We start from the raw sequence: 24,598 nt of genomic DNA on the forward strand, positions 1-24,598 counted from the left end.
GTGGCCATGATGGCGACGGCGCCGCTGCCTCTCCACCCGCCCCCATCGCCCCATGGAATACGCGCACGACCCCCGCACATTCCTGTTTTCGCACTACATCTACCGTGGCCTGCGCTCGGCCACGGGCGTGATCGGCCTGACGCTGCTGGCCATGCCGTTCATGGACCTGCCCAGCGCCATGGTGGTGTCCGTGGGCGCGCTGTGCACGAGCCTGATGGACCTGCCGAGCCCGCTGCCGCACAAGTTCAACGAGATGCTGGCGAGCGTGCTGCTGTGCACCGCCGTCACGGCCATCGTGGCGCTGGCCACGCCGTTCCCGCAGGTGCAGCCGTTCGTGCTGGTGCTGGTCACGTTCCTGGCCGGCATGATGACGGTCTATGGCAACAAGACCATGCCGCTGCAGTTCTCGATGCTGTTCGTCATGACACTGACGATCAACGAGGAATTCGTGGTGCGCAAGGCGCTGTCGCACGCCGCGCTGTTCGGCATCGGCGCGTTCGGCTACCTGGTCTACGCGATGGCCGTGAGCTGGCTGATGGAGCGCCGCACGCGGCAGCAGATCCTGGCCGAATCGCTCTACGAGATGGCCGGCTACCTGGAGATCAAGGCCGCCTTCTACGACGCCGGCACCGACTACGACGAGCAGTTCAACCGGCTGGTGCGCCAGCAGATCGTGGTGGCCGAGCGCCAGCAGGCCGCCCGCGACATGGTGCTGCGCGGCAGCAAGACCCCGCACGACGGCCTGCTGGTGCAGGTGCACCTGCGCATGCTGGACCTCTACGAATACCTGCTGTCGACCAACACCGAGTACGCGCTGCTGCGCCAGACGTTCGGCGGCACGCCGGTGCTGGACGGCCTGCGCCGGCTGGTGCTGGGCCTGGGCAAGGACCTGGAGGAGATTGCCTACGACGTGACGCGCGGCAGGCCGTCGTACAGCGCGTTCGACTACCGGCCCGACCTGAAGAAGGTGGAGGACGAGATCGACCTGCTTCGCCACCATCACGTCTCGCCGGCGGCCATGAACGCGCTGCGCGACACGCTGGAGATGATCCGCGGCGCCATCACGCTGGTCGGCCAGTTGCACGAGGCGTCGCGCACGCCGGTGGAGCCGGCCAAGGTGCTGCCCGGATCGGACATGACGCCGTTCCTGACGCGCCAGAAGTACGAGTTCGCCGTGGTGCGCGACAACCTGCACTGGCGCTCGCCGGCGTTCCGCTTCGCGCTGCGGATCACGCTGGCCGTGGCCGTGGGGCTCTGGATCGGCGACCGCCTGCCGTATGCGTCGCACAGCTACTGGATCCTGCTGACCATCGTCGTGATCCTGAAGCCGAACTTCAGCATGACCAAGCAGCGCTACAACGACCGCCTGATCGGCACGCTGATCGGCTGCATCATCAGCGTGGGCATCCTGCGCTGGGTGCACGAGCCGCTGGCGCTGATCGCCATCCTGTACCTGGCGCTGGTGGCCAGCGCCGCGTTCGTGACCATCAAGTACCGCTACACGGCCATCGCCGCGTGCGTCCAGGTGCTGATCCAGATTAACCTGCTGATCCCGGGCAGCCAGACCGTGGTGGGCGAGCGGCTGGTGGACACGGTCATCGGCGGCATCATCGCGTCGATCTTCAGCTTCGTGCTGCCGAGCTGGGAGTACCGGTCGATCCCCAAGCTGGTGGAGAACGTGCTGCAGGCCAACCGCCGCTACATCGCCGCCACGCGCGACCTGCTGACGCGCAAGGCATCGGACGACTTTGCCTACCGCGTGCAGCGCAAGCAGTTCATGGACAACCTGTCGGCGCTGATCGGGTCGTTCCAGCGCATGCTCGACGAACCGCGCAGCCGGCACCGCGCCGTGGACAACCTGAGCCGCTTCATCGTCCAGAACTACCTGGTGGCCGCCCACGTGGCCGCCGCGCGCATCCAGGTGCGGCAGCACTACGGCGAGCTGGATGTGCCCGCAGCCGAGGCCGCCATCGACCAGGCCACCGACGCCGCGCTGCGCTCGCTGACGCTGGCCAGCGAACGCCTGGCCGGCGAGGAGCGCCACGGCCCGCGCGGGGCAGGCTTCATCCGCACCCCGGTGGAAGCCGCCGTGGCGGGCGTGGAACTGGCCCCCGAGCCGGCCACGGCGGAAAAGCCCGAGGCAACCGCGCCAGCCGAAGAGGACGCCAGCGAACGCCGCGCCCGCATCGCCGACTCGGCCGACCGCCGCAAGGCCGACGTCCTGGCCCAGGCCGCCGCCGCCGGCGAGATCGGCGCCAACGAACCGCTGCAGAAATCGCAGGACCAGCACGCCGCCACGTCGGCCAGCGCCTCGGGCCGCCCCGCCAACGCCCTGCTGGAAAGGCGCCTGCGCGCGCTACGCGAAGACGCAGCCAAGATCGCGCTGCGCACCGGGGCAATCGGACGGGCCGTGCGGATGCCGTTGAAGGGGTGATGGCGTACGGATTGGCTGGGGGTTTGCAATCCAGCGGGACGCCTGACCCATCGCTCGGTTTTCGCTCCCCTCTCCCACAACGTGGGAGAGGGGCTGGGGGAGAGGGCGTTGAGGATCTGCTTGCCGACTACGTCGCAATTAGAGCCGCCGGCCCTCACCCCCAACCCCTCTCCCGCAAGCGGGAGAGGGGAGAAAACCAGCAGGGCCGCCTGAGCCATCGCTCGGTTTGGCGGAGCAAACCAGCAGCGACGCCTGAGCCATCGCACGGTTTTCGCTCCCCTCTCCCACAAGGTGGGAGAGGGGCTGGGGGTGAGGGCGTTGAGGATCTGCTTGCCGACCAGGTCGCAATTAGAGCCGCCGGCCCTCTCCCCCGACCCCTCTCCCGCAAGCGGGAGAGGGGAGAAAACCAGCGCGGACGCCTGAGCCATCGCACGGTTTGGCGGAGCAAACCAGCAGCGACGCCTGAGCCATCGCACGGTTTTCGCTCCCCTCTCCCACAACGTGGGAGAGGGGCTGGGGGAGAGGGCGTTGAGGATCTGCTTGCCGACTACGTCGCAATTAGAGCCGCCGGCCCTCACCCCCAACCCCTCTCCCGCAGGCGGGAGAGGGAAGCAAACCAGCAGGGCCGCCTGAGCCATCGCAAGCTTTAGCGGAACAAACCGTCACCCGCCTCCATCCCCTCCGGCAGCGTCAGCATGCCGCTGTGAAACGAGTACCCGTACACCTCGCCATAGCGTCCCCAGTCGATGGCGATCTTGAGCACGCGGGTGGCTTCGTCCGGTTTCAGGAAGGCTTCCAGTTCGCGCAGGATCGCTTCCTCGCCGATTTCGCCGTCGGGGCTGCGCTCCAGTTCGCGGCGGATCTGGGCGGACAGGGCGATGTGGGTCAGGAGCTGGTGGCCGAACAGGACCTTGCGTTCGGGCGGCGCGGTCTCGTAGTAGCGGCGGCCCAGCGGCGTGGCGGAGATGTCGCCGCCGGCGATCTGGGCCAGGCCCAGCAGCTGCATGGCCTCGCAGGCGGGCAGCAGGTCGTCGTCGGTCAGGCCCGCCTCGCTGGCCAGGTGGGGCAGGTCGGCGCGGCCGAAGAACGGGGATTCGTGCAGCAGGTCCAGCACGGCTTCCATCTGGCCGATGTCGGCGTCGGGCAGCCGGTAGCCAATCTGCTGCGCGGCGGCCATGGCGGGCACGCGCGGGCCCAGTGCGGCCGGCGATGTCATCAGCGCGTAGACCTCGTCCACCAGCGCCCGCACCTGCGGGTCGTCGCGGTTGCGCGGGCGCGGGAACGGCACGGGCACCTCGGCGCGCACGCGGCCCGGGTCGCTGGACAGGATCACGATCCGGTCGGCCATCATCACGGCTTCCTCGATGTTGTGCGACACGATCAGGATGCTGCGGATGTTGGCGCGGCCCGACTCCCACAGGGCCAGCATCTCGTCGCGCAGCGTCTCGCCGGTCAGCACGTCCAGCGCGGAGAACGCCTCGTCCATCAGCAGCAGGTCCGGCTCGGTCACCAGCGCCCGCGCAATGCCCACGCGCTGGCGCATGCCGCCCGACAGCTCGCGTGGCAGCGCGCTGTTGAAGCCCGACAGGCCGATCATGTCGATGGCCGACTCTGCCCGGCGCGCGCGCTCGGCGCGGCCCACGCCCTGCGCTTCCAGCCCCAGCTCCACGTTCTGCTGCACCGTCAGCCACGGAAACAGCGCGAACGACTGGAACACCATCGCGATGCCCTCGGCGGTGCCGGTCAGCGGCCGGCCCCGGAAGCGCACCTCGCCACGGTCGGCGCCGACCAGGCCGGCCATGATCCGCAGCAGCGTGGACTTGCCCGAGCCGGACTTGCCCAGCATCGCCACGATCTCGCCCGCGCGCAGCGTCAGGTCCACGCCCTCCAGCACGGCGCGGTCGGTATGGTCGGCGGTGCGGAACATCTTGCCCACGCCGCGCAGGTCGATCACCGGGGTGGTGTCTTGCGGTGTCATCGTCATTTCCTCAAAGCCGCGTGCGCGACTGCGCCAGGTCATAGAGCCGGTTCCAGAGCAGCCGGTTGCAGCCCACCACGAACAGCGCCATCACGGCGATGCCCAGCGCGATGCGCGGAAAGTCGCCGCGCGCGGTCATCTCGGCGATGTAGCTGCCCAGGCCCGTTGCCACCAGCGTGCGGTCGCCCCAGGTCACGTATTCGGACACGATGCTGGCATTCCACGACCCGCCCGCCGCCGTGACCAGCCCGGTCAGCAGGCTCGGGAACACGGCCGGCACCAGAAAGCGCCGCCACAGCAGCCAGCCGCGCAGCCCCATGTTGCGCGCCGCCAGCCGCAGTTCCATGGGGATGCCCGACGCGCCGGCCACCACGTTGAACAGGATGTACCACTGCGTGCCCAGGATCATCAGCGGGCTGAGCCAGATTTCCGAGTTCAGCCCGAACCGGGCAATCGCCATCACGGCCAGCGGGAACATCAGGTTGGCCGGAAACGCGGCCAGGAACTGGGCGATGGGCTGCGCCACGCGCGCGGCGGCCGGGTTCAGGCCGATGCGGATGCCGATCGGCACCCAGACCAGCGCGGCCAGCGCGATCAGCACCATCACGCGCGCCATGGTCAGCGTGCCGAGCCAGAGCACGTGGGCCGCCTCGGCCCAGCCCACCTCGCCATGCACGAAGTGGAACACGCGATAGAGGGCGGCCAGCGCCACGGCCACGATCAGCGCGTCGCGCAGGCGGTCTGGCCACGGCGCCCAGCGCGCCGGCGCGGCCGGCAGCGCCACGGTGCCGCGATGGCGGGCGCTCCAGGCCAGCGTGCGGCCGGCCAGCGCGGCGGCGTGGCCCAGCAGCGCGTGCACCCACGCCGAGCGGCGCAGCAGGGCCAGCAGCCACGACTGCGGCACGGCGTCCTGCGCGAGCGTGTCGAAGCGGAAGCGTTCCGCCCACGCCACCAGCGGGCGGAACAGCAACTGGTCGTAGAGCACGATGCCGGCCAGCATCGCCAGGATCGCCCAGCCGATGGCCGCCAGGTCCTGCTGCTGGATGGCAAGCGCGATGTACGAGCCGATGCCGGGCAGCCGGATGTCCTGCCCGGAGACCGAGATGGCCTCGGACGCCACGACGAAGAACCAGCCGCCCGACATCGACATCATCATGTTCCAGAGCAGCCCCGGCATGGCGTACGGTACTTCCAGCCGCCAGAAGCGCTGCCATGGCGACAGCCGGAACATGGCGGCCGCTTCCAGCAGGTCGCCCGGGATGGTGCGGAACGACTGGTAGAGGCTAAACGCCATGTTCCACGCCTGCGACGTGAAGATGGCGAAAATGGCCGCGCATTCCACGCCGGCCAGGTTGCCCGGGAACAGCGCGATGAAGCCGGTGACCGTGATCGACAGGAAGCCCAGGACGGGGATCGACTGGAGGATGTCCAGCGCCGGCACCATGACCTTCTCGGCCGTGCGGCTGCGCGACGCCAGCGCCGCGAACGCGAACGAGAACACCAGTGACGCGGCCAGCGCGGCCAGCATGCGGATGCTGGTGCGCATCAGGTAGTAGGGCAGCCAGGCCGGGTCCAGGTGGATGGCCAGCGCCTGGCCGGGCTGGTACGGCACGTCCATCTGCCGCGCGGCGTAGGCCACGGTGACGATGACGGCCAGGATGATCGGCAGCAGCGCCAGGTCGAACCGGTTCGGCGGCGCGGTCAGCAGCGGCGCGGCGTAGCCCGGTGCTTGCCGGGTGTCTGGCGTTGGTGGCATGGCACGGGCTCCCGGTCGTCGTATGCTGACGTGCTAACGCCCGACCGGGCTAGGTAGTTTACCTAGGTGAGAGGAAAACCATGACAGCTTCGACCGAAACCTGGCGCCTCGTGGCCCATGGCCGCGTGCAGGGCGTGGGCTACCGGGGCGCGTGTGCCGACAAGGCCATGGCGCTGGGCCTGACGGGGTGGGTCCGCAACCGGATGGATGGCACGGTGGAGGTCATCGCCACCGGCTCGCGCGAGCACCTTGAGACGCTGCGGCAGTGGATGGAGCAAGGGCCGCCGGCCGCGCAGGTGGCGCGGGTCGACATGGCGCCGGCGCCGCCCGAGACGTTCGACAGCTTCGCCTGGCGCCCGACGGCCTAGGTCCGTTGCCAGTCGATGCCGGGCCGGCCGTGGCGTTCCAGCCAGTCGTTGGCCGCCCGGAAGTGCCCGCAGCCAAGAAAGCCGCGATGCGCCGACAGCGGCGACGGATGCGGCGCTTCGAGCACACAGTGGGTCTGGCCCTCCAGCAGCGCGCGCTTGGCCTGGGCGTGGCTGCCCCAAAGCATGAAGACGAGGTTCGGGCGCGACATGGCCAGCGCGTGGATCAGACAGTCGGTCACGGCCTCCCAGCCGCGCCGGGCGTGGCTGGCGGCGCTGCCCTGTTCGACGGTCAGCACCGTGTTCAGCAGCAGCACGCCCTGGCGCGCCCAGCCTTCCAGGTTGCCCGACGCGCGCACCGGCGCCACGCCGTATTCGGCGCCGATTTCCTTGAAGATGTTGCGCAGGCTTGGCGGCACCCTGACGCCGTCCGGCACCGAGAACGCCAGTCCGTGCGCCTGCGGCACCTCCACGCCGCCGACCACGCCCGTGCCGTGGTACGGGTCCTGACCCAGGATGACAACCTGCACCGCGTCGGGCGGCGTCAGGTGCAGCGCGTGGAACACCGCGTGCGGAAACACCGGCTTGCCGGCGGCGCGCTCGCCATCGACAAAGTCGCACAGCGACGCCCAGTCGGCGTTGCCCAGGCACGGCTGGAGCAGGGTGCGCCAGGCGGCGGGCAGGGCGTCGACCTGGGTTTGCAGGCAGTCGATGGCGGGCGCGGCGGCAGCGGTGCCGGCGGTGTCGGTGGCGAACAGGTCGGATTGCATCAGTCGAAGCGGGTCAGTCGGTAGCCGCGCGCGGCCTTGCTGAGGTCGGAGGGTTGCAGCGGCGCCACATGGCCGATGCGTGCCGCAAACGCGCGCAGGGCCGCTTCGGCCACTGCTTCGTCGGCGTGGCTGCCGGGCAGCCATTCGAGTTCGAGTTCCTGGATGCGCTCGGTGCGGGCCGTGCCCGGCGCGCGGATCGTGCCGGTGTCGAGCGCGGCCTCGATGCGCTCGCCGTCCTGCTCGACGATCCACGTGCGGCGCACGAAATCGGTCCGGAACACTGGCGCAAGGCGGTCGGCCAGCGGCGCCAGCACCGCGCGGGCATCGGCGTCGAAGCGGTCAAGCTCGATGGCTTCGCCCGCCACTTCCACCTCCCACTCGTGGCGCGCCGCCAGCCCGCCGGCGCTGCGGCCGGCCGTCTTCAGCGTCTGCAGCCACTGGTTGCCGCGCTGGCGCAGCCGCAGCGCCGAGCGGGCCGCGGCCAGGTCGCGCGCCGGGGTGTCCAGGTAGATGTTCAGCAGCGTGGTCTCGCCGCGCGGCGCGCCATGGGCGTCGAGCCAGGCGGCCACGGCCGCCAGCGCGGCGTCCGGCACGGCCAGCTTCAGTTCGATTTCCTTGGCCATGGCGGCTCCTTTCAGTCAGCCGAACAGGCGCGCCAGTTCCACGCCGGGCTCGGGCGCGCGCATGAACGCCTCGCCCACCAGGAAGGCGTGGACGTTGGCGTCGCGCATGCGCTGCACGTCGGCCGGGCCCAGGATGCCCGATTCGGTCACCACCAGGCGGTCGGCCGGCATGCGCGGCAGCAGGTCCAGCGTGTTGTCCAGCGACACCTCGAAGGTGCGCAGGTTGCGGTTGTTCACGCCCACCAGCGGCGTCTTGAGCTTGAGCGCGGCGTCCAGTTCGTCGGCGCCATGCACTTCCACGAGCACGTCCATGCCAAGTTCCAGCGCGCAGGCTTCCAGCTCGGCCATCAGACCGTGGTCCAGCGCGGCCACGATCAGCAGGATGCAGTCGGCGCCCCAGGTGCGGGCCTCGTAGACCTGGTACAGGTCCATCATGAAGTCCTTGCGCAGCGCCGGCAGGTCGCAGGCGGCGCGGGCGCGCTTCAGGTAGTCGGCATGGCCCTGGAAGAAATGGACGTCGGTCAGCACCGACAGGCAGGCCGCGCCGTGCGACGCGTAGCTCTCGGCGATGGCCTCCGGCACGAAGTGCTCGCGCAGCACGCCCTTGGACGGCGACGCCTTCTTCACCTCGGCGATCACCCCGGCGTGGCCGGCGGCGATCTTGGCGCGCAGCGCCTGGGCAAAGCCGCGCGGGGCCAGGCCGGGCTCGGTGCGCAGGCTTTCGGCCTCGGCACGCAGGCTGGGCAGGTCGCGCTGCTTGCGCGCCGCGTTCACTTCGTCGGCCTTGACGGCCAGAATCTTCTCAAGAATGTCTGACATGGCGATTTACTTGAATTGCTGCGTGGCGCGCACGAACTGGTCCAGCTTCTGGCGGGCGGCGCCGCTGGCGATGGCCTCGCGGGCGCGGGCGATGCCGTCCTCGATGGAGCTGGCGACGTTGGCCGCGTAGAGCGCCGTGCCGGCGTTCAGGGAGACGATCTCGCGCGGCGTGCCCGGCACGTTGTCCAGCGCTTCGAGCAGCATCTCCTTCGATTCGGCCGCATCGGCCACCTTCAGGCCCCGGTTCGAGATCATCGACAGGCCAAAGTCCTCGGGATGGATCTCGTACTCGCGCACCTCGCCGTCCTTGAGCTCACCGACCAGCGTGGCGGCGCCCAGCGACACCTCGTCCATGCCGTCCTTGCCGTAGACCACGATGGCGTGCCGGGCGCCCAGCCGCTGCATCACGCGCACCTGGATGCCCACGAGGTCAGGGTGGAACACGCCCATCAGGATGTTGGGCGCGTCGGCCGGGTTGGTCAGCGGGCCCAGGATGTTGAAGATCGTTCGCACGCCCATTTCCTTGCGGATCGGCGCCACGTTCTTCATGGCCGGATGGTGCGTGGGCGCGAACATGAAGCCGATGCCGGTCTGCGCGATGCATTCGCCCACCTGGTCCGGCGTCAGCATGATGTTCACGCCAAGCGCCTCCAGCACGTCGGCGCTGCCCGATTTGGACGAAACGCCACGGTTGCCGTGCTTGGCGATCTTGGCGCCGGCCGCGGCCGCCACGAACATCGACGCCGTGGAGATATTGAACGTGTGCGAGCCGTCGCCGCCGGTGCCGACGATGTCGACAAAGTGCTCGCGGTCGGCCACGGTCACGTGGTTGGCAAACTCGCGCATGACCTGGGCCGCCGCCGAGATCTCGCCAATTGTCTCCTTCTTCACGCGCAGCCCGGTCAGGATGGCCGCGGCCATCACGGGGCTGATCTGGGCCTGCATGATCTGCCGCATCAGGTGCAGCATCTCGTCGTGAAAGATCTCGCGGTGCTCGATGCAGCGGGTCAGCGCTTCCTGGGGCGTGATGGACATGGCGGATTCTTTGGTGTCGGGGGCGGGGGCGGCGTAGGCGGTAAAGTCGGCGCGCCTCATCGCGGCGCCTTGATGAAATTGGCCAGCAGCGCGTGGCCGTGCTCGGACAGGATCGATTCCGGGTGGAACTGCACGCCCTCGACGTTCAGCGTCTTGTGGCGCACCCCCATGATCTCGCCGTCCGGCGTCCAGGCCGTGACTTCCAGGCAGTCGGGCAGCGTCTCGCGCTCGATGGCCAGCGAATGATAGCGCGTCACGTCGAAGTGCTTCGGCAGGCCGGCGAACACGCCCGACTGGGTGGTCTCGATCGTGCTGACCTTGCCGTGCATCACCTGCTTGGCGCGGATCACCTTGCCGCCGAACGCCTCGCCGATGGCCTGGTGGCCCAGGCACACGCCCAGCAGCGGCTTGCGGCCGGCGAAGTGCTTGAGCACTTCCACGGAGATGCCGGCCTCGCGCGGGCTGCACGGGCCGGGCGACACACAGATGTGGTCCGGGTTCAGCGCCTCGATCTGGTCGATCGTGATCTCGTCGTTGCGGTAGGTGCGCACGTCGGCGCCGAGTTCCCCGAAGTACTGGACGAGGTTGTAGGTGAACGAGTCGTAGTTGTCGATCATCAGCAGCATGTCATCTCTCCCGGGGGCTCAGAGGTCGGCGTCCAGGCCGTCCTGGACCTGCTCCGCGGCGCGGATCACGGCGCGCGCCTTCGCCTCGGTTTCCTTCCATTCGGCCTCGGGGTCGGAGTCCGCGACGATGCCGGCGGCGGCCTGCACGTAGAGGTTGCCGTCCTTGATCACGCCGGTGCGGATGGCGATGGCCAGGTCCATCTCGCCGCCGAACGACAGGTAGCCCACCGCGCCGCCGTAGATGCCGCGCTTGCGCGGCTCCAGCTCGTCGATGATCTCCATCGCATGCACCTTGGGCGCGCCAGACAGCGTGCCGGCCGGAAACGTGGCGCGCAGCACGTCGAGGTTGGTCATGCCGTCGCGCAGCGTGCCTTCCACGGAGCTGACGATGTGCTGCACGTGCGAGTACTTCTCGATCACCATCTTGTCGGTGACCTTGACCGAGCCGGTCTCGGCAATGCGGCCGATGTCGTTGCGCGCCAGGTCGATCAGCATCACGTGCTCGGCAATCTCCTTCGGGTCGTTCAGCAGCTCGGTGGCCAGCTGGGCGTCGCGCTCGGGCGTGCTGCCGCGCGGGCGGGTGCCGGCCAGCGGGCGGATGGTGACGATGCGGGCCGTGTCCGGCTCGCCGTTGCCGGCCCCGGCGGCGCCTACCTTGCGGGTTTCCTGCCGCACCAGGATCTCGGGCGAGGCGCCCACCACCTGGAAATCGCCAAAATTGTAGAAATACATGTACGGCGACGGGTTCAGCGACCGCAGCGCGCGGTACAGCGACAGCGGCGAGTCGCGGTACGGCTTCACCAGGCGCTGGCCGATCTGCACCTGCATCATGTCGCCGGCCATGATGTATTCCTTGGCCTTGTGCACGGCGGCCAGGTAGTCGGCCTTGGCGAATTCGCGGTAGACCTCGGTCTGCACCGACGGGCTCGTCACGGGCACGTCCACCGGCTGGCGCAGCTTCATGCGCAGCTCGCGCAGGCGCTGGCGGGCGCGGGAGTAGGCTTCGGGCAGGGTCGGGTCGGCGTAGACGATCAGGTACAGCTTGCCGGACAGGTTGTCGATGACCGCCAGTTCCTCGCACAGCAGCAGCTGGATGTCGGGCAGGCCCAAGTCGTCGGGCATCTGCGTGTCGGCCAGCTTCTTCTCGATGTAGCGCACGGCGTCGTAGCCGAAGTACCCGGCCAGGCCGCCGCAGAAGCGCGGCAGGCCCGGGCGCAGCGCCACCTTGAAGCGGGTCTCGAACGCGGCGATGAAGTCCAGCGGGTTGCCTTCGTGGGTTTCCACGACCTTGCCGTCGGTCACCACCTCGGCGCGCTGGCCGTAGGCGCGGATCAGCGTGCGGGCGTGCAGGCCGATGAACGAGTAGCGGCCAAAGCGCTCGCCGCCGACCACCGATTCCAGCAGGAACGTGTTCACGCCGCGCGTCTGCGACTGGGCCAGCTTCAGGTACAGCGACAGCGGCGTCTCCAGGTCGGCCAGCGCCTCGGCGATGATCGGAATGCGGTTGTAGCCCTGGTCGGCCAGCGATTTGAATTCCAGTTCGGTCATGTCGATCCTCTTCTTGCTCTGCGGCGCCGGCCAGTGCGGTCGGGTCGGGGCGGCACCATGATGGACGTCGGCATGAGGCGGGGGACAACCTGCGTCAACCCGCCCCGGCCCGTTCGTTGGGGCGGACCGTGGTGCACACGCGCAATTGGGGCAGGGCAGCACACGGCCGGGTGGCGCGTGGTGCGTTCTCGAGGCTAACCGTAGCACAGGCGCAAGCGGGAGCAACCGGAACTACGGCGCTGGCGGAAGGATCTGCCGGGGAGGCCGGTCGACATGGAGCCTGGACCGGTCCGGCGGAGCTTGGGGGGCGGGGGATCGGCGGAAGACCGCGCGGATCGGGTGCCCCGGCAAGCCCGTCAGGAAACTCGCGAACGCACTTTACGCCTGTTCAGAGGCGCGCCAGCGACGCCAGGGCCAGGCCTGCCGATCACTGCCAAAAAAGTTGCGTTTGCGGTTGAGGAACATTGAAAAGTGTTCTGCTGGAAGTCAGCGGGGAATTGGCCGGTGGTCGGCAAGCAGGGCCGCCACGCGGGCAATGTCGGCGACTATACCATCGGCGTCGACGCCTTGTACAGGGTTCCCATGGTTGTAGCCATAGGGCATCAGCAGCACACCCATGCCCGCCGCGCGCGCCGCGCGGGCGTCGTTTTCCGAGTCGCCGATTGCCAGCACGGCCGACGGCTCCACCCGGAACGCCTCGGCCACCCGCAGCAGCGGATACGGGTCGGGCTTGCGCAGCGCAAAGGCGTCGCCGCCGTAGACCAGCTCGAAATACTGCGCCAGGCCGGTCTTGGCCAGCAGCGGCTCGGTGAAGTTCCAGGGCTTGTTGGTCACGCACGCCATGCGCAGTCCAAGCCGCTTGAGCGCCGCCAGGCCCTCGCGCACGTTGGGGTACACGTCCGAGAACTGGCCGTTGATGCGCACGTACTCGCGGTCGTACAGCGCGTAGGCATCGGCAAACAGGCCGTTGGCGTGCAGCGGGCTGAAGCGGGCGTCCAGCACGCGGCGGATCAGGTTTTCCGACCCCTTGCCGACGAAGCCGACGATCTCCCCGGCCGACATCGGCTGGACCGGCCCCAGGTCAGGATGCTGGTGCGCCAGCGCCAGCAGCATCGCGTTGACGGCCGCGTGGAAGTCGCCGGCCGTGTCGACCATGGTGCCGTCCAGGTCGACGATGACCGCCTCGATGCCGCGCCAGTCGGTGCGGCGCAGGATTTCCGTCGTCATCTGGCCGTCCTTACTGGCCGACCGTCGCGAGCTTGTCGCGGAACGTCTGGATGATGCCGCGGTAGCCGCCGTCGGCGTCCGGCTTGCCGAACACGGCCGATCCGGCCACGAAGGTGTCGGCGCCCGCGGCGGCAATCTCGGCGATGTTGTCCGGCTTCACGCCGCCGTCCACCTCCAGCAGGATCTGGCGGCCGGTGCGGGCCGTGTAGGCGTCGATCCGGGCGCGCACGGCGCGCAGCTTGTTCAGCGTCTCGGGGATGAACGACTGGCCGCCGAAGCCCGGGTTGACGCTCATCAGCAGGATCACGTCCAGGCGGTCCATCACGTGGTCCAGGTGGTGCAGCGGCGTGGCCGGGTTGAACACCAGCCCGGCCTGGCAGCCGTTGTCGCGGATCAGCGCCAGCGAGCGGTCGATGTGGTCGCTGGCTTCCGGGTGGAACGTGATGATGTTGGCGCCGGCCTTGGCAAAGTCCGGGATGATGCGGTCCACCGGGCGCACCATCAGGTGCACGTCGATCGGGGCCGTCACGTGCGGGCGGATGGCCTCGCAGACCAGCGGGCCCACGGTCAGGTTGGGCACGTAGTGGTTGTCCATCACGTCGAAGTGAATCCAGTCGGCACCGGCCTCGGTGACGCGGCGCACTTCCTCGCCCAGGCGGGCGAAGTCGGCGGACAGGATGGACGGGGCGATGCGGTAGGTGGGCTGGCTCATGGCAGGGCTCTGGCGCAAAAGTGGGGCTCTGAAGGCGGCGGATGCGGGGTCGATCCGCGAGATTGGCGCGTATTTTACGCCGGTTGGCCCGGCCGGCGCCGACAACGCGCCCGCTTGCCGCTGCCCGGGGCTTGACGCACAATGCGACACACCCGGCCGCGCCCCCATGGGCGGGCGCCGGCCTGCCGACCATCCTCATCCGTCGAACAATGAGCGAGTACGCTTTTTCCGTGGCCGTGCGCACCCAGTACATGGCCGACCAGTCGGACCCCGACCGCGGGCGCTACGCGTTTGCCTACACCATCACCATCCACAACACCGGCGAGGTGGCCGCGCAGCTGATCTCGCGCCACTGGATCATCACGGACAGCGACAACGCCACGCAGGAAGTGGCGGGGCTGGGCGTGGTGGGCCACCAGCCGCTGCTCAAGCCGGGCGAGCACTTCGAGTATTCGAGCTGGGCGACGATCTCGACGCCGGTCGGGTCGATGAAGGGCGAGTACTTCTGCGTGGCCGAGGACGGGCACCGCTTCGAGGTGCCGATTCCGGAATTCGCGCTGGTGCTGCCGCGCATGCTCCATTGACGGCCCGGCCCGGCGCGGGCTGGCCGGGAACCTAGGCGTCCGGCGCCCGGTCGGTGTCCTGCGGGGCCTGGCCGGTGCGCGACGGGTGGTCTTCCGGGGCGCGCGTGGGCCGCGGATGCTTGCGCGCCGTGCCCATCGTCCAGACCACGATGAAGATCAGCAGCAACAGCGCCACGCCGGCCTCGGCGGCCAGCAGCAGGGTGGGGTGGTTTTCGAAGAACTGGCTCATCGCGATTTTGGGGGCGCCCGCGCCGGACGCGGCGGGCAGTCGACGGATCGGTTGAGATTGTAGGCATAGAACGAACGAGATGGCATATCAGTATTCCCTGCGTGCGCCTGGCGCGCGCCTGTCCGGCTGGCTGGGGCTGGCCGCCGCCGCGCTGGGCGCGGCCCTGCTGGCCGGCTGCATGAGCGGCGGCCCGGTGCGGGTGCAGCCCGGCGGCGCGGCCGGCACCACCCCGGCGCCTTCCACGTCGCCCGCGGCGGGCCGGCTGCAGCCGGCCGCCTGGACCGAGATCGGCGGCTGGAGCCAGGACGACGTCCGCGCGGCCTGGCCGGCGCTGCAAGCCAGTTGCCAGGCGCTGAAGAAGAAGCCGGAGTGGAACCGCGTGTGCGCGGTGGGCCTGATGGTCGACGCTGGCGACCTCGTCGCCATGCGCACCTACTTCGAGACCCACTTCCAGCCGTACCGCGTGGTCAACACCGACGGCACCGACAGCGGCCTGATCACGGGCTACTACGAGCCGATCCTGCACGGTTCGCGCACGCGCCAGGGCCCGTACCAGGTGCCGCTGTACCGCCGCCCGCCGCAGTTGCGCGGCGCGTTGCCGGCGCGCGGCGAGCTGCTGCAGATGCCGGCGATGCGCGGCAACGAGATCGTCTACGTGGACGACGCGGTGGAGGCGGCCTTCCTGCAGATCCAGGGCTCAGGCCGCATCCGGCTGCCCGACGGCACGATCATGCGCGTGGGCTTTGGCGGCACCAACGACCAGCCGTTCCGATCGTTCGGCAAATGGCTGCTCGACCGCGGCGAGATCACGCCGGCCCAGGCGACCATGCAGGGCATCAAGGCGTGGGCGCGCAACAACCCGGCGCGCGTGGAGGAAATGCTCAACGTGAATCCGCGCTTCGTGTTCTTCCGCGAACTGCCGCCCAACAACGACGGCCCGGTAGGCGCGCTGGGCGTGCCGCTGACCGCCGAACGCTCGATCGCCGTGGACCCGGCCACGATCCCGCTGGGCGTGCCCGTGTTCCTGTCGACCACGCGCCCGCTGTCCACCGAACCGATCCAGCGCCTGATGTTCGCCCAGGACACCGGCTCCGCCATCAAGGGCGGCGTGCGCGCCGACTTCTTCTGGGGCGCCGGCGACGCCGCCGGAGAGACGGCCGGCCGCATGAAGCAGGGCGGCCGCATGTGGGTGCTGATGCCGAGGAGTTGACGGCCGGCTGGTCTGTTTGTCTTGTCGGTTTGCTCCCCTCTCCCGCAGCGCGGGAGAGGGGCCGGGGGAGAGGGCCGGCGGTGCAATCCGCGCGGGTCGGCAAGCAGAGCCGCCATGCCCTCTCCCCCAACCCCTCTCCCACAGGTGGGAGAGGGGAGCGACGTCCGCGATCGCGCTACCGCCCCCCCCATACCCTCTCCCTCCGCAAGGTCTTTCCCCTTCCCGCGTCCTCCATTTGCGTTTCTCCAACGCGCCAGCGCCATTCCGTCACGCTGTGAGGTAACTGCCCGAACGAGTTCCGTGTGAACTCTGCGCGGCTTGACTGCCATCAATCCCCGGCCATCGCAATTTCACGATGATGGGCACATCCGACGTGCCAGAGCACGCCACCGCATTCCCCACTCTCGCTGAGCAGAGACATGAAGGCGACACCCAGGATGTTCCCCGCGCTGGCGGCCTTGCCGCTCCTCGTCTGGATGGCCCATGGCCACGCGGACACCGCCCCGCCGGCGCAGCCGGTGCCGGCGTTGAGCGCCGATGAATTCAACCATGCCCGACAGATCTACTTCGAGCGCTGCGCCGGTTGCCACGGCGTGCTGCGCAAGGGCGCCACGGGCAAGGCGCTGACGCCGGACATCACGCGGGCGCGCGGCACCGAATACCTGAAGACCTTCATCAAGTACGGCAGCCCGGCCGGCATGCCGAACTGGGGCACGTCGGGCGACCTGTCCGACGCCGAGGTGGACCTGATGGCCCGCTACGTCCAGCTGGAGCCGCCCACGCCGCCTGAATTCTCGCTGGCCGACATCGAGAAATCGCGCAAGGACATCGTGCCCGTGGCCAAGCGGCCGACGCGCAAGATGAATAACTACAACCTCGACAACCTGTTCTCGGTGACGCTGCGCGACTCGGGCGAGGTGGCGCTGATCGACGGCGATTCCAAGCAGATCATCAACATCGTCAAGACCGGCTACGCGGTGCATATCTCGCGCATGTCGGCGTCCGGGCGCTACCTGTACGTGATCGGGCGCGACGCGCGGCTGAACCTGATCGACCTGTGGATGCCCAAGCCCGACAACGTGGCCGAGGTCAAGATCGGCCTGGAGGCGCGCTCGGTCGAGACGTCGAAGTACAAGGGCTACGAGGACCGCTACGCGGTGGCCGGCTCCTACTGGCCGCCGCAGTACGTGATCATGGAAGGCGACACGCTCAAGCCACTCAAGGTGGTGTCCACGCGGGGCATGACCGTCGACAACGAGTACCACCCCGAGCCGCGCGTGGCGTCCATCGTGGCCAGCCACTTCCGGCCCGAGTTCGTCATCAATGCCAAGGAGACCGGCAAGATCCTGATGGTCGACTACTCGGACCTCAAGAACCTGAAGACCACGACCATCGACGCGGCCAAGTTCCTGCATGACGGCGGGTTCGATTCCACGGGCCGCTACTTCCTGGTGGCGGCCAATGCGTCGGACAAGATCGCCGTGGTCGACACCAAGGAAGACCGGCTGGCCGCGCTGGTGGACGTCGGCAAGACGCCGCACCCGGGCCGGGGCGCCAACTTCGTCCATCCGAAGTTCGGCCCGGTCTGGGCCACCAGCCACCTGGGCGACGAAACGGTCAGCCTGATCGGCACGGACCCGGTCCGGCACAAGGCCCACGCCTGGAAGGTGGTGCAGACGCTCAAGGGCCAGGGCGGCGGGTCGCTGTTCATCAAGACGCATCCGACGTCGCGCAACCTCTGGGTCGATACGCCGTTCCACCCCGATGCCAAGCTGAACCAGTCGGTGGCCGTGTTCGATACGCGCAAGCTGGACGCCGGCTTCGAAGTGCTGCCGATTGCCCAGTGGGCCAACCTCAAGGGCGACGGCGCCAAGCGCGTGGTGCAGGCCGAGTACAACAAGGCCGGCGACGAGGTCTGGTTCTCGGTCTGGGGCACCAAGGACCAGGAGTCCGCGCTGGTGGTGGTCGACGACCGGACGCGCAAGCTCAAGGCCGTCATCAAGGACCCGCGCCTGATCACCCCGACCGGCAAGTTCAACACCCATAACACCCAGCACGACGTCTATTGACGCCAGGGCGCGGCCGACGCTCCGGCGCCGGCCGCGCCGTCCCCCATCCCTTCAGGAGAATCTCTATGCATCCCGCAACTGTGCTCGGCGCCATGGTCATGGCCGCCGTGCTGCCCGTCGCCGCCCACGCCAGCGCTGACCTGGCCAAGGCCAAGAACTGCATGGCGTGCCACGGCGTCGACAAGAAGCTGGTGGGCCCCGCGTTCAAGGACGTGGCCGCCAAGTACAAGGGCGACAAGGGCGCCGCCGCCAAGCTGTCGCAGAGCATCGTCAAGGGCAGCAGCGGCACCTGGGGCCCGATCCCGATGCCGCCCAACGCGATCAGCGAGGCCGATGCCAGCGCGCTGGCCAAGTGGGTGCTGGCCCTCTGATTGCCTGGCCCCCTGATCCCCTGACCCTCCCATCCCCACTGACCATGGCCCGGTATTTCGTGATGCCCCTGGCGCTGGCCGGCCTGCTTGCCACGGCGGGCGCGCCGGTGCAGGCCGCTGCGGCCGAGCCGCCGGCGGCGCGCCAGGCGCAGCTTGCCCGCTGGCTGCGCGACGACTGCGGCGCCTGCCACGGCATGACGCTGCAGGGCGGGCTTGGCTCGCCGCTGACGGCGCAGGCGCTGGCCGGCAAGCCGCGCGACGGGCTGGTGGCCACCGTGCTGCACGGCCGGCCCGGCACCGCAATGCCGCCATGGCAACCGTTCATGACGCAGGAAGAAGCGCAATGGCTGATCGATCGACTCCAGGCGGGCAAGCCGCCGCCCGTGACCCCCGCACCGTCTGGCAGCGCCTGGGCCGACTGACCCGGCGCGCGGCGGTGGCCGTGGGCGCGGCGTGGCTGGCCGCGGCCTGTACCGGCCTGCCGGAGGCGTCGGTGCGCGGCACCGGCGACCTTGGTGTCGTGATCGAGCGGGCCAGCGGCCGGGTGCAGATCGTGGAAACCACGGGCATGACGCGGCTCGGCGCCATCGACGGGCTGGGCGACCTGTCGCACGCGAGCGTGGTGTTTGCGCGCGACGGCCGCCATGCCTACGTGTTCGGGCGCGACGGCGGCCTGACGCGGCTGGACCTGCTGGCGCAGCGCATCACCCATCGCGTGAAGCAGGCCGGCAACAGCATCGGCGGCGCGGTGCTGCAGGACGGCAAGGTCGTGGCCGCGCAGAACTACGCGCCCGGCGGCATCAAGCTGTTCGATGCCGGGACGCTGGAGTTGCTGGCCGACATCCCGGCCATCGGGCGCGACGGCCGGCGCTCGAAGGTGGTCGGGCTGGCCGACCTGCCGGGCCAGCGGCTGGCCGCGAGCCTGTTCGAATCGGGCGAGATCTGGATCATCGACGCCACCAACCCGCGCCAGCCCGCGGTGAGCCGGCTGCCGGCCGGCCGCGAGCCGTACGACGGACTGGTGACGCCCGACGGCCGCTGGTACCTGGCCGGCCTGTTCGGCGAGGACGGCCTGTCGCTGGTCGACCTGTGGCAGACGCCGCCCGCCGCGCGGCGCGTGCTGGCCGGCTACGGGCGCGGCCAGGCCCCGCTGCCGGTGTACAAGATGCCGCACCTGCGCGGCTGGGCGATGGCGCAGGGCCAGGCGTGGCTGCCGGCCATCGGCCGCCATGAACTGCTGGTGGCAGACCCCGCGCGCGACTGGCAGGAGCAGGCGCGCGTGGCCGTGGCCGGCCAGCCCGTGTTCGCGATGGCGCGGCCCGACGGGCGGCAGGTATGGGTCAACTTTGCGTTTCCGCGCAACGACACGGTGCAGGTCGTCGACACCGCCACGCGGCAGGTGGTCAGGACGATGACGCCGTGCCGGGGCGTGCTGCACATGGAATTCACGCCCAAGGGCGAGGCGCTGTGGCTGTCGTGCCGCGACGACAACCGCGTGGAGGTCTACGACACGGCCACGCTGCGGCGCATTGCCACGCTGCCGGCCGAGCAGCCCAGCGGCATCTTCTTCACGGCGCGCGCGCAGCGCTTCGGCATGTGACGGCCATGTTCGACGAGCAACGTTTCTACGACGGCATCCAGCGCGACTTTCCGATCGTGCCGCGCCCATACCAGCACGCCGGCGCGGCGCTGGACATGAACGAGCACGCGGTGCTGACCCGGCTGGCGCGCGACGTGGGCGCCGGGCGCGTGAGCCGCGTCGGCGCCGTGTTCGCCCCGAACGTGATCGGCGCCAGCACGCTGGCCGCGCTATCCGTGCCGCTGGACGCGCTGGCCGACGCGGCCGCGCGCGTCAACGCCCATGCGGCGGTCAGCCACAACTACGCGCGCACCGGCCATCCGTACAACCTCTGGTTCGTGGCCGGCGCGCGCGACCGCGCCGCGCTGGACGCGGTGCTGGCCGGCATCGGCGAAGACCTGGGGCAGGCGCCGCTGGACCTGCCGATGGAGCGCGAGTACCACATCGACCTGGGTTTCCCGATGGCCGGCCCGTGCGCGACGCCGCGCGGCCGACGCCAGCCGGCGCCCGCGCCCGTGGCGCTGGACGACGACGACTGGCGGCTGGTGGCCGCGCTGGAAGGCGGGCTGCCGCTGACGCCGCAGCCGTTCCACGCGCTGGCACGGCACAGCGGCGTGCCGCTGCATCGCGTGCTGGCGCGCATCGCGCAGTGGCAGGCCAGCGGGGTGATCCGCCGGTTCGGTGTGATCCTGCATCACCGGCGCTTTGGCTATCGCCACAACGCGATGTGCGTGTGGGACGTGCCCGACAACCGTGTCGATGCCATCGGCACGCGGCTGGCGCGCGTGGCGCCGGTGTCGCTGTGCTACCGCCGCGCGCGCCGGCTGCCGGCATGGCCGTACAACCTGTTCGCGATGGTGCACGCGCGCAGCGAGGCGGAACTGCACGCGGCGCTGGACCACTTCGCGCGCCGCGCGGGCATGGCGGAGCTGCCGGGCCGGGTGCTGCGCAGCGGCACCTGCTTCAAGCAGTGCGGCACCCGCTATAGCTGGGAGGCGCCGCAGCCATGACCGCGCCCGACACCGCCCCGGCCGAGCTCGACGCGCTGGACCGGCGCATCGTCAACGCGCTGCAGCGCGGGCTGCCGCTGGTGCCACGGCCCTACGCCGAGGCCGCCGCCGCGCTGGGCATCGACGAAGCGACGCTGCTCGGCCGGCTGCAAGCGCTGCTGGCGCGCGGCGTGCTGACGCGCTTCGGGCCGCTGTTCCAGATCGAGCGGGCCGGCGGGCAGTTCGTGCTGTGCGCCTGCCACGCGCCGCCGGAGCGCGAGGCGGCCGTCATCGCCGCGATCAACGCCTACCCCGAGGTGGCGCACCACTACGCGCGCACCCATCGGCTGAACCTGTGGTTCGTGCTGGCCGTGCCCGATGCCGCCGACGTGCCGGCGGTGCTCGCCCGCATCGCCGCCGACGCCGGCGTCGAGATCCTGCCGTTCCCGAAGCAACGCGAATTCTTCGTCAACCTCTTTCTGCCGGTGTAGCAGCCATGCCCGACGCCCCACCATCCCTCGACCCGATCGACCGGGCGCTGATCCAGGCCACGCAGGCCGGCCTGCCGCTGGTGCCGGCGCCGTGGCAGGCGCTGGGCGATGCGCTGGGCCTGGACGAAGCCGCCGTGCTGGCCCGGTTTGCAGCGCTGCGCGCGCGCGGCGTGCTGCGGCGCGTGGCGGCCGTGCCGAATCACTACGCGCTGGGCTACCGCGCCAACGGCATGACCGTGTGGGACGTGGACGACGCCCACGTGGCGGAACTGGGCGCGCGCATCGGCGCCTTGCCTGGCGTGAGCCACTGCTACCAGCGCCCGCGCCACCTGCCGGACTGGCCCTACAACCTGTTTGCGATGGTCCACGCGCGCACGCGCGACGAGGCGGCGCCGCAGATCGCCCGCATCCGCGCGCTGCTGGGCCCGGCCTGCCGCGCGCACGACGTGCTCTGGTCCACCCGCATCCTCAAGAAAACCGGCCTGCGCCTGCAGGCGCCAGGAGATTGATCCATGTTCAGAGTGTCCCGCTTCATGGAAGCGCTGCGCGATGGCGGCCCGGTGCCGCCGCCACGCCGTGCCGCCGGCCCCGTCGTCATCTGGAACCTGGTGCGGCGCTGCAACCTCAACTGCAAGCACTGCTACTCGACGTCGGCCGATACCGACTTCAAGGGCGAGCTGTCGACGGCGGAGGCCATTGCCGTGCTCGACCAGCTCAAGGCGGCGCACGTGCCCGCGCTGATCCTGTCCGGCGGCGAGCCGCTGCTGCGGCCGGACCTGTACGAGCTTGCCGCGCACGCCAAGCGGCTGGGCTTCCACCTGTCGCTGTCGTCCAACGGCACGCTGCTCGACAACCGGCACGCGGCCCGGCTGCTGCTGGCCGGGTTTGACTACGTCGGCGTCAGCCTGGACGGCCTGCGCGCCACGCACGACCGCTTCCGGCGCTGTGCGGGCGCGTTCGACCAGGCGCTGGACGGGCTGCGCGTGGCGCGGCAGGCCGGGCTGCGCGTGGGCGTGCGGATGACGCTGACCGAGGCCAACGCCGACGAGCTGCCCGACGTGGTGGCGCTGACCGAGGCGGAAGGCATCGACAAGTTCTACCTGTCGCACTTCAACTACGCCGGCCGGGGCAGCAGCCACCGGGGCGACGACGCCCGCCATGCGCACACGCGCGTGGCGGTGGACTGGCTGTTCGACCATGTCTGGGAGCGCGCGCGGCGCGGCAGCGCCGGGGACTTCGTGACCGGCAACAACGATGCCGACGGCGTGAGCCTGCTGTACTGGATCGCCCGGCGGCAGCCCGAGCGGCTGGCCGACATGCGGCAGCGGCTGGTCAACTGGGGCGGCAACGCCACGGGCGTGGGCGTGGCCAATATCGACAACCTCGGCAATGTGCATCCGGACACGATGTGGTGGCACGTGTCGCTGGGCAACGTCCGGGAGCGGCCGTTCGCCGAGATCTGGGCCGACCGCAGCCACCCGCTGATGCGCGGGCTGAAGGCACGCCCCCGGCCGCTGGAGGGCCGCTGCGCCATGTGCGCCCATCGCGACATCTGCAATGGCAACACCCGCGTGCGCGCGCACGCGGTGAGCGGCAATCCGTGGGCTGAGGACCCGGGCTGCTACCTGTCCGATACCGAAATCGCCGAGCCGATCGGCCGGGAGGCCATCGCATGAGACGGCGGCTGGCGGGGATGGTGGTGGCGGCGTGGGTCGGCATTGTGGCGTCGATGCCGGCGTGGGCGGGCGGGCCGGCCGGGTCCGTTTCCGATGTGGCGACGGACTACGTCCAGCACTGCGCGGTGTGCCACGGCGCCGACCGACTAGGCGGCATGGGGCCGGCGCTGCTGCCAGAGAGCCTGGAGCGGCTCAAGCCCGACGCGATGCGCGACCTGCTGCGAAACGGCCGCGCCGCGACGCAGATGCCCGGCTTTGCCGGCCAGTTGCCCGAGGCCACGCTGGACCGGCTGGCCGCGTGGCTGCGCACGGCGCCGGCGGTGGCGCCGCATTGGGAGGCGGCCGACATCCGCGCGTCGCGCGTGGTGCACCACGCGCCGGGCAGCCTGCCGGACCGGCCTGTGTTCCAGGCCGATCCGTCCAACCTGTTCCTGGTCGTGGAATCGGGCAGCCATCACCTGAGCGTGCTCGACGGCGACGCGCAGGCGCCGATCCACCGCTTCCAGACCCGCTTCGCGCTGCACGGCGGGCCCAAGTTCAGCCGCGACGGCCGTTACGTCTTTGTAGCGAGCCGGGACGGGTGGGTCAGCAAGTACGACCTCTGGAACCTGGCGCTGGTGGCCGAGGTGCGGGTAGGGCTGAACACGCGCAACGTGGCCGTGAGCGACGACGGCCGCTGGGTGATGGCCGGCAACACGCTGCCGCGCACGCTGGTGCTGCTGCGCGCGGACGACCTGTCGCTGGCGCGCGTCTATCCGGTGGCCGGGGCGGACGGCCGGGCGTCGCGTGTGTCGGCGGTCTACGACGCGGCGCCGCGCCAGTCGTTCATCGCCGCGCTGCGCGACATCCCGGCGGTCTGGGAGATTCCGTACGCGACGCTGGAGCCGCGCGTGATCGCGCTGGACGACGTGCTCGACGACTTCTTCTTCGACCAGCCGTACCGCCATATCCTGGGCGCGTCGCGGGCCGGGGCGGGGCAGGTGATCGACCTGGACGCCGGGCGCAAGGTGGCCGACCTGGCGCTGACCGGCATGCCGCACCTGGGCAGCGGCATCACGTGGCGGCGTGGCGGGCGGGAGGTGATGGCGTCGCCCAATCTCAGGCAGGGCGCGCTGTCCGTGATCGACATGCAGACCTGGCAGACCGTGGCGACGATCCCGACCAACGGGCCGGGCTTCTTCCTGCGCAGCCACGAGGCCACGCCGTACGCCTGGACCGACGCGATGATGAGCCCGCGCCGCGACACGCTGCAGGTCATCGACAAGCAGACGCTGGCCGTGGTGGGCAGCGTCACGCCAAGCCCCGGGCGCACGGCCGCGCACGTGGAATTCACGCGCGACGGCCGCTACGCGCTGGTCAGCCTGATGGAGCCGGACGGCGCCATCGTGGTCTACGACGCGGCGACGCTGCGCGAGGTCAAGCGCCTGCCGATGGACCGGCCGGTCGGCAAGTACAACGTGTTCAACAAGACCACGCGGTCGTCGGGCACGAGCCATTGAATCGGACA

Annotated in this window: 24 protein-coding genes; 13 read left to right on the forward strand and 11 right to left on the reverse strand. The window is 70.1% G+C overall.

Annotated features, from left to right (window positions below; translation table 11 throughout):
- Positions 1–52 precede the first annotated feature (52 nt).
- Entirely contained in the window at positions 53–2,434 is a 2,382-nt protein-coding gene (locus EHF44_RS07410) for an FUSC family protein (RefSeq protein ID WP_124683146.1), read from the forward strand.
- A gap of 646 nt (positions 2,435–3,080) precedes the next feature.
- Here the strand turns inward: EHF44_RS07410 and EHF44_RS07415 are convergent.
- Together EHF44_RS07415 and EHF44_RS07420 are read right to left on the reverse strand one after the other, a co-directional pair.
- Positions 3,081–4,412, reverse strand: a complete 1,332-nt coding sequence (locus EHF44_RS07415) for an ABC transporter ATP-binding protein (protein ID WP_253699994.1) — start codon at positions 4,410–4,412, stop codon at positions 3,081–3,083.
- A gap of 10 nt (positions 4,413–4,422) precedes the next feature.
- Positions 4,423–6,168, reverse strand: coding sequence for an ABC transporter permease (locus EHF44_RS07420; protein ID WP_124683147.1), 1,746 nt, complete (start codon positions 6,166–6,168; stop codon positions 4,423–4,425).
- 80 nt (positions 6,169–6,248) lie between these two features.
- On the opposite strand from EHF44_RS07420, the gene EHF44_RS07425 reads away from it, so the two are divergent.
- Positions 6,249–6,536: an acylphosphatase gene (locus EHF44_RS07425; protein ID WP_124683148.1), complete on the forward strand. Its 288-nt coding sequence runs from the start codon at positions 6,249–6,251 to the stop codon at positions 6,534–6,536.
- On the opposite strand, the gene EHF44_RS07430 is transcribed toward EHF44_RS07425, so the two are convergent.
- From EHF44_RS07430 to rpe, 8 genes are all read right to left on the reverse strand, one after another.
- On the reverse strand, positions 6,533–7,303 hold the full coding sequence (locus EHF44_RS07430; RefSeq protein ID WP_124683149.1) for a uracil-DNA glycosylase: 771 nt from the start codon (positions 7,301–7,303) through the stop codon (positions 6,533–6,535). The genes EHF44_RS07425 and EHF44_RS07430 overlap by 4 nt on opposite strands.
- Positions 7,303–7,926, reverse strand: a complete 624-nt coding sequence (locus tag EHF44_RS07435) for a CYTH domain-containing protein (protein WP_124683150.1) — start codon at positions 7,924–7,926, stop codon at positions 7,303–7,305. Before EHF44_RS07435 ends, EHF44_RS07430 begins: the two co-directional genes overlap by 1 nt.
- 15 nt (positions 7,927–7,941) lie before the next feature.
- Complete coding sequence (trpC, locus tag EHF44_RS07440) at positions 7,942–8,745, reverse strand: indole-3-glycerol phosphate synthase TrpC (RefSeq protein WP_124683151.1); 804 nt, start codon at positions 8,743–8,745, stop codon at positions 7,942–7,944.
- 6 nt (positions 8,746–8,751) lie between these two features.
- Entirely contained in the window at positions 8,752–9,780 is a 1,029-nt protein-coding gene (gene trpD, locus EHF44_RS07445; protein WP_124683152.1) for an anthranilate phosphoribosyltransferase, read from the reverse strand.
- Positions 9,781–9,836: 56 nt separating this feature from the next.
- Positions 9,837–10,406, reverse strand: coding sequence for an aminodeoxychorismate/anthranilate synthase component II (locus tag EHF44_RS07450; RefSeq protein WP_124683153.1), 570 nt, complete (start codon positions 10,404–10,406; stop codon positions 9,837–9,839).
- 18 nt (positions 10,407–10,424) lie between these two features.
- Positions 10,425–11,954 (reverse strand): anthranilate synthase component I, encoded by a 1,530-nt coding sequence (gene trpE / locus EHF44_RS07455; RefSeq protein WP_124683154.1) that lies wholly within the window; start codon positions 11,952–11,954, stop codon positions 10,425–10,427.
- A gap of 486 nt (positions 11,955–12,440) precedes the next feature.
- Complete coding sequence (gene gph, locus EHF44_RS07460; RefSeq protein WP_124683155.1) at positions 12,441–13,181, reverse strand: phosphoglycolate phosphatase; 741 nt, start codon at positions 13,179–13,181, stop codon at positions 12,441–12,443.
- A gap of 10 nt (positions 13,182–13,191) precedes the next feature.
- Positions 13,192–13,893, reverse strand: coding sequence for a ribulose-phosphate 3-epimerase (rpe, locus tag EHF44_RS07465; protein ID WP_124683156.1), 702 nt, complete (start codon positions 13,891–13,893; stop codon positions 13,192–13,194).
- Between the two features lie 209 nt (positions 13,894–14,102).
- On the opposite strand from rpe, the gene apaG reads away from it, so the two are divergent.
- Positions 14,103–14,477: a Co2+/Mg2+ efflux protein ApaG gene (apaG, locus tag EHF44_RS07470; RefSeq protein ID WP_124683157.1), complete on the forward strand. Its 375-nt coding sequence runs from the start codon at positions 14,103–14,105 to the stop codon at positions 14,475–14,477.
- Between the two features lie 31 nt (positions 14,478–14,508).
- On the opposite strand, the gene EHF44_RS07475 is transcribed toward apaG, so the two are convergent.
- Positions 14,509–14,706: a hypothetical protein gene (locus EHF44_RS07475; RefSeq protein WP_124683158.1), complete on the reverse strand. Its 198-nt coding sequence runs from the start codon at positions 14,704–14,706 to the stop codon at positions 14,509–14,511.
- 79 nt (positions 14,707–14,785) lie between these two features.
- Between EHF44_RS07475 and mltA the strand changes: the two genes are divergently transcribed.
- From mltA to EHF44_RS07525, 10 genes are all read left to right on the forward strand, one after another.
- Complete coding sequence (gene mltA, locus EHF44_RS07480; protein ID WP_124683159.1) at positions 14,786–15,916, forward strand: murein transglycosylase A; 1,131 nt, start codon at positions 14,786–14,788, stop codon at positions 15,914–15,916.
- A 437-nt stretch (positions 15,917–16,353) separates the two neighbouring features.
- A complete protein-coding gene (locus tag EHF44_RS07485) occupies positions 16,354–17,985 on the forward strand; it encodes a cytochrome D1 domain-containing protein (protein ID WP_409559079.1) in 1,632 nt (543 codons plus the stop codon).
- Positions 17,986–18,050: 65 nt separating this feature from the next.
- On the forward strand, positions 18,051–18,356 hold the full coding sequence (locus EHF44_RS07490) for a c-type cytochrome (protein WP_124683161.1): 306 nt from the start codon (positions 18,051–18,053) through the stop codon (positions 18,354–18,356).
- Positions 18,357–18,400: 44 nt separating this feature from the next.
- Positions 18,401–18,778 carry a c-type cytochrome gene (locus EHF44_RS07495; RefSeq protein WP_124683162.1) on the forward strand — a complete coding sequence of 126 codons (378 nt, stop codon included), beginning with the start codon at positions 18,401–18,403 and terminating at the stop codon, positions 18,776–18,778.
- Positions 18,775–19,956, forward strand: a complete 1,182-nt coding sequence (locus EHF44_RS07500) for a cytochrome D1 domain-containing protein (RefSeq protein WP_437340328.1) — start codon at positions 18,775–18,777, stop codon at positions 19,954–19,956. The genes EHF44_RS07495 and EHF44_RS07500 overlap by 4 nt, the downstream gene beginning before the upstream one ends.
- Before the next feature lie 5 nt (positions 19,957–19,961).
- A complete protein-coding gene (gene ahbB, locus EHF44_RS07505; protein ID WP_124683164.1) occupies positions 19,962–20,945 on the forward strand; it encodes a siroheme decarboxylase subunit beta in 984 nt (327 codons plus the stop codon).
- Positions 20,942–21,415 (forward strand): Lrp/AsnC family transcriptional regulator, encoded by a 474-nt coding sequence (locus EHF44_RS07510; protein ID WP_124683165.1) that lies wholly within the window; start codon positions 20,942–20,944, stop codon positions 21,413–21,415. The genes ahbB (EHF44_RS07505) and EHF44_RS07510 overlap by 4 nt, the downstream gene beginning before the upstream one ends.
- 5 nt (positions 21,416–21,420) lie before the next feature.
- A complete protein-coding gene (gene ahbB / locus EHF44_RS07515) occupies positions 21,421–21,924 on the forward strand; it encodes a siroheme decarboxylase subunit beta (RefSeq protein ID WP_124683166.1) in 504 nt (167 codons plus the stop codon).
- Between the two features lie 3 nt (positions 21,925–21,927).
- Positions 21,928–23,091 (forward strand): heme d1 biosynthesis radical SAM protein NirJ, encoded by a 1,164-nt coding sequence (gene nirJ, locus EHF44_RS07520; protein ID WP_124683167.1) that lies wholly within the window; start codon positions 21,928–21,930, stop codon positions 23,089–23,091.
- Between the two features lie 53 nt (positions 23,092–23,144).
- Entirely contained in the window at positions 23,145–24,590 is a 1,446-nt protein-coding gene (locus tag EHF44_RS07525; RefSeq protein ID WP_124685027.1) for a nitrite reductase, read from the forward strand.
- The last annotated feature ends 8 nt before the right edge of the window (positions 24,591–24,598 follow it).

The sequence above is a fragment of the Cupriavidus pauculus genome, assembly GCF_003854935.1.
Lineage (GTDB): Bacteria > Pseudomonadota > Gammaproteobacteria > Burkholderiales > Burkholderiaceae > Cupriavidus > Cupriavidus pauculus_C.

Excerpts from the sequence above, each read along its gene's own strand:
- trpD (WP_124683152.1), bottom strand. The coding sequence starts at position 9,780 with ATGTCCATCACGCCCCAGGAAGCGCTGACCCGCTGCATCGAGCACCGC.
- ahbB (WP_124683166.1), top strand. The coding sequence starts at position 21,421 with ATGCCCGACGCCCCACCATCCCTCGACCCGATCGACCGGGCGCTGATC.
- trpC (WP_124683151.1), bottom strand. The coding sequence starts at position 8,745 with ATGTCAGACATTCTTGAGAAGATTCTGGCCGTCAAGGCCGACGAAGTG.
- EHF44_RS07450 (WP_124683153.1), bottom strand. The coding sequence starts at position 10,406 with ATGCTGCTGATGATCGACAACTACGACTCGTTCACCTACAACCTCGTC.
- EHF44_RS07525 (WP_124685027.1), top strand. The coding sequence starts at position 23,145 with ATGCCGGCGTGGGCGGGCGGGCCGGCCGGGTCCGTTTCCGATGTGGCG.
- nirJ (WP_124683167.1), top strand. The coding sequence starts at position 21,928 with ATGTTCAGAGTGTCCCGCTTCATGGAAGCGCTGCGCGATGGCGGCCCG.
- ahbB (WP_124683164.1), top strand. The coding sequence starts at position 19,962 with ATGTTCGACGAGCAACGTTTCTACGACGGCATCCAGCGCGACTTTCCG.
- EHF44_RS07430 (WP_124683149.1), bottom strand. The coding sequence starts at position 7,303 with ATGCAATCCGACCTGTTCGCCACCGACACCGCCGGCACCGCTGCCGCC.
- EHF44_RS07490 (WP_124683161.1), top strand. The coding sequence starts at position 18,051 with ATGCATCCCGCAACTGTGCTCGGCGCCATGGTCATGGCCGCCGTGCTG.
- gph (WP_124683155.1), bottom strand. The coding sequence starts at position 13,181 with ATGACGACGGAAATCCTGCGCCGCACCGACTGGCGCGGCATCGAGGCG.
- EHF44_RS07475 (WP_124683158.1), bottom strand. The coding sequence starts at position 14,706 with ATGAGCCAGTTCTTCGAAAACCACCCCACCCTGCTGCTGGCCGCCGAG.
- EHF44_RS07435 (WP_124683150.1), bottom strand. The coding sequence starts at position 7,926 with ATGGCCAAGGAAATCGAACTGAAGCTGGCCGTGCCGGACGCCGCGCTG.
- trpE (WP_124683154.1), bottom strand. The coding sequence starts at position 11,954 with ATGACCGAACTGGAATTCAAATCGCTGGCCGACCAGGGCTACAACCGC.
- apaG (WP_124683157.1), top strand. The coding sequence starts at position 14,103 with ATGAGCGAGTACGCTTTTTCCGTGGCCGTGCGCACCCAGTACATGGCC.
- EHF44_RS07415 (WP_253699994.1), bottom strand. The coding sequence starts at position 4,412 with ATGACACCGCAAGACACCACCCCGGTGATCGACCTGCGCGGCGTGGGC.
- mltA (WP_124683159.1), top strand. The coding sequence starts at position 14,786 with ATGGCATATCAGTATTCCCTGCGTGCGCCTGGCGCGCGCCTGTCCGGC.
- EHF44_RS07495 (WP_124683162.1), top strand. The coding sequence starts at position 18,401 with ATGGCCCGGTATTTCGTGATGCCCCTGGCGCTGGCCGGCCTGCTTGCC.
- EHF44_RS07485 (WP_409559079.1), top strand. The coding sequence starts at position 16,354 with ATGTTCCCCGCGCTGGCGGCCTTGCCGCTCCTCGTCTGGATGGCCCAT.
- EHF44_RS07410 (WP_124683146.1), top strand. The coding sequence starts at position 53 with ATGGAATACGCGCACGACCCCCGCACATTCCTGTTTTCGCACTACATC.
- EHF44_RS07425 (WP_124683148.1), top strand. The coding sequence starts at position 6,249 with ATGACAGCTTCGACCGAAACCTGGCGCCTCGTGGCCCATGGCCGCGTG.
- EHF44_RS07510 (WP_124683165.1), top strand. The coding sequence starts at position 20,942 with ATGACCGCGCCCGACACCGCCCCGGCCGAGCTCGACGCGCTGGACCGG.
- rpe (WP_124683156.1), bottom strand. The coding sequence starts at position 13,893 with ATGAGCCAGCCCACCTACCGCATCGCCCCGTCCATCCTGTCCGCCGAC.
- EHF44_RS07420 (WP_124683147.1), bottom strand. The coding sequence starts at position 6,168 with ATGCCACCAACGCCAGACACCCGGCAAGCACCGGGCTACGCCGCGCCG.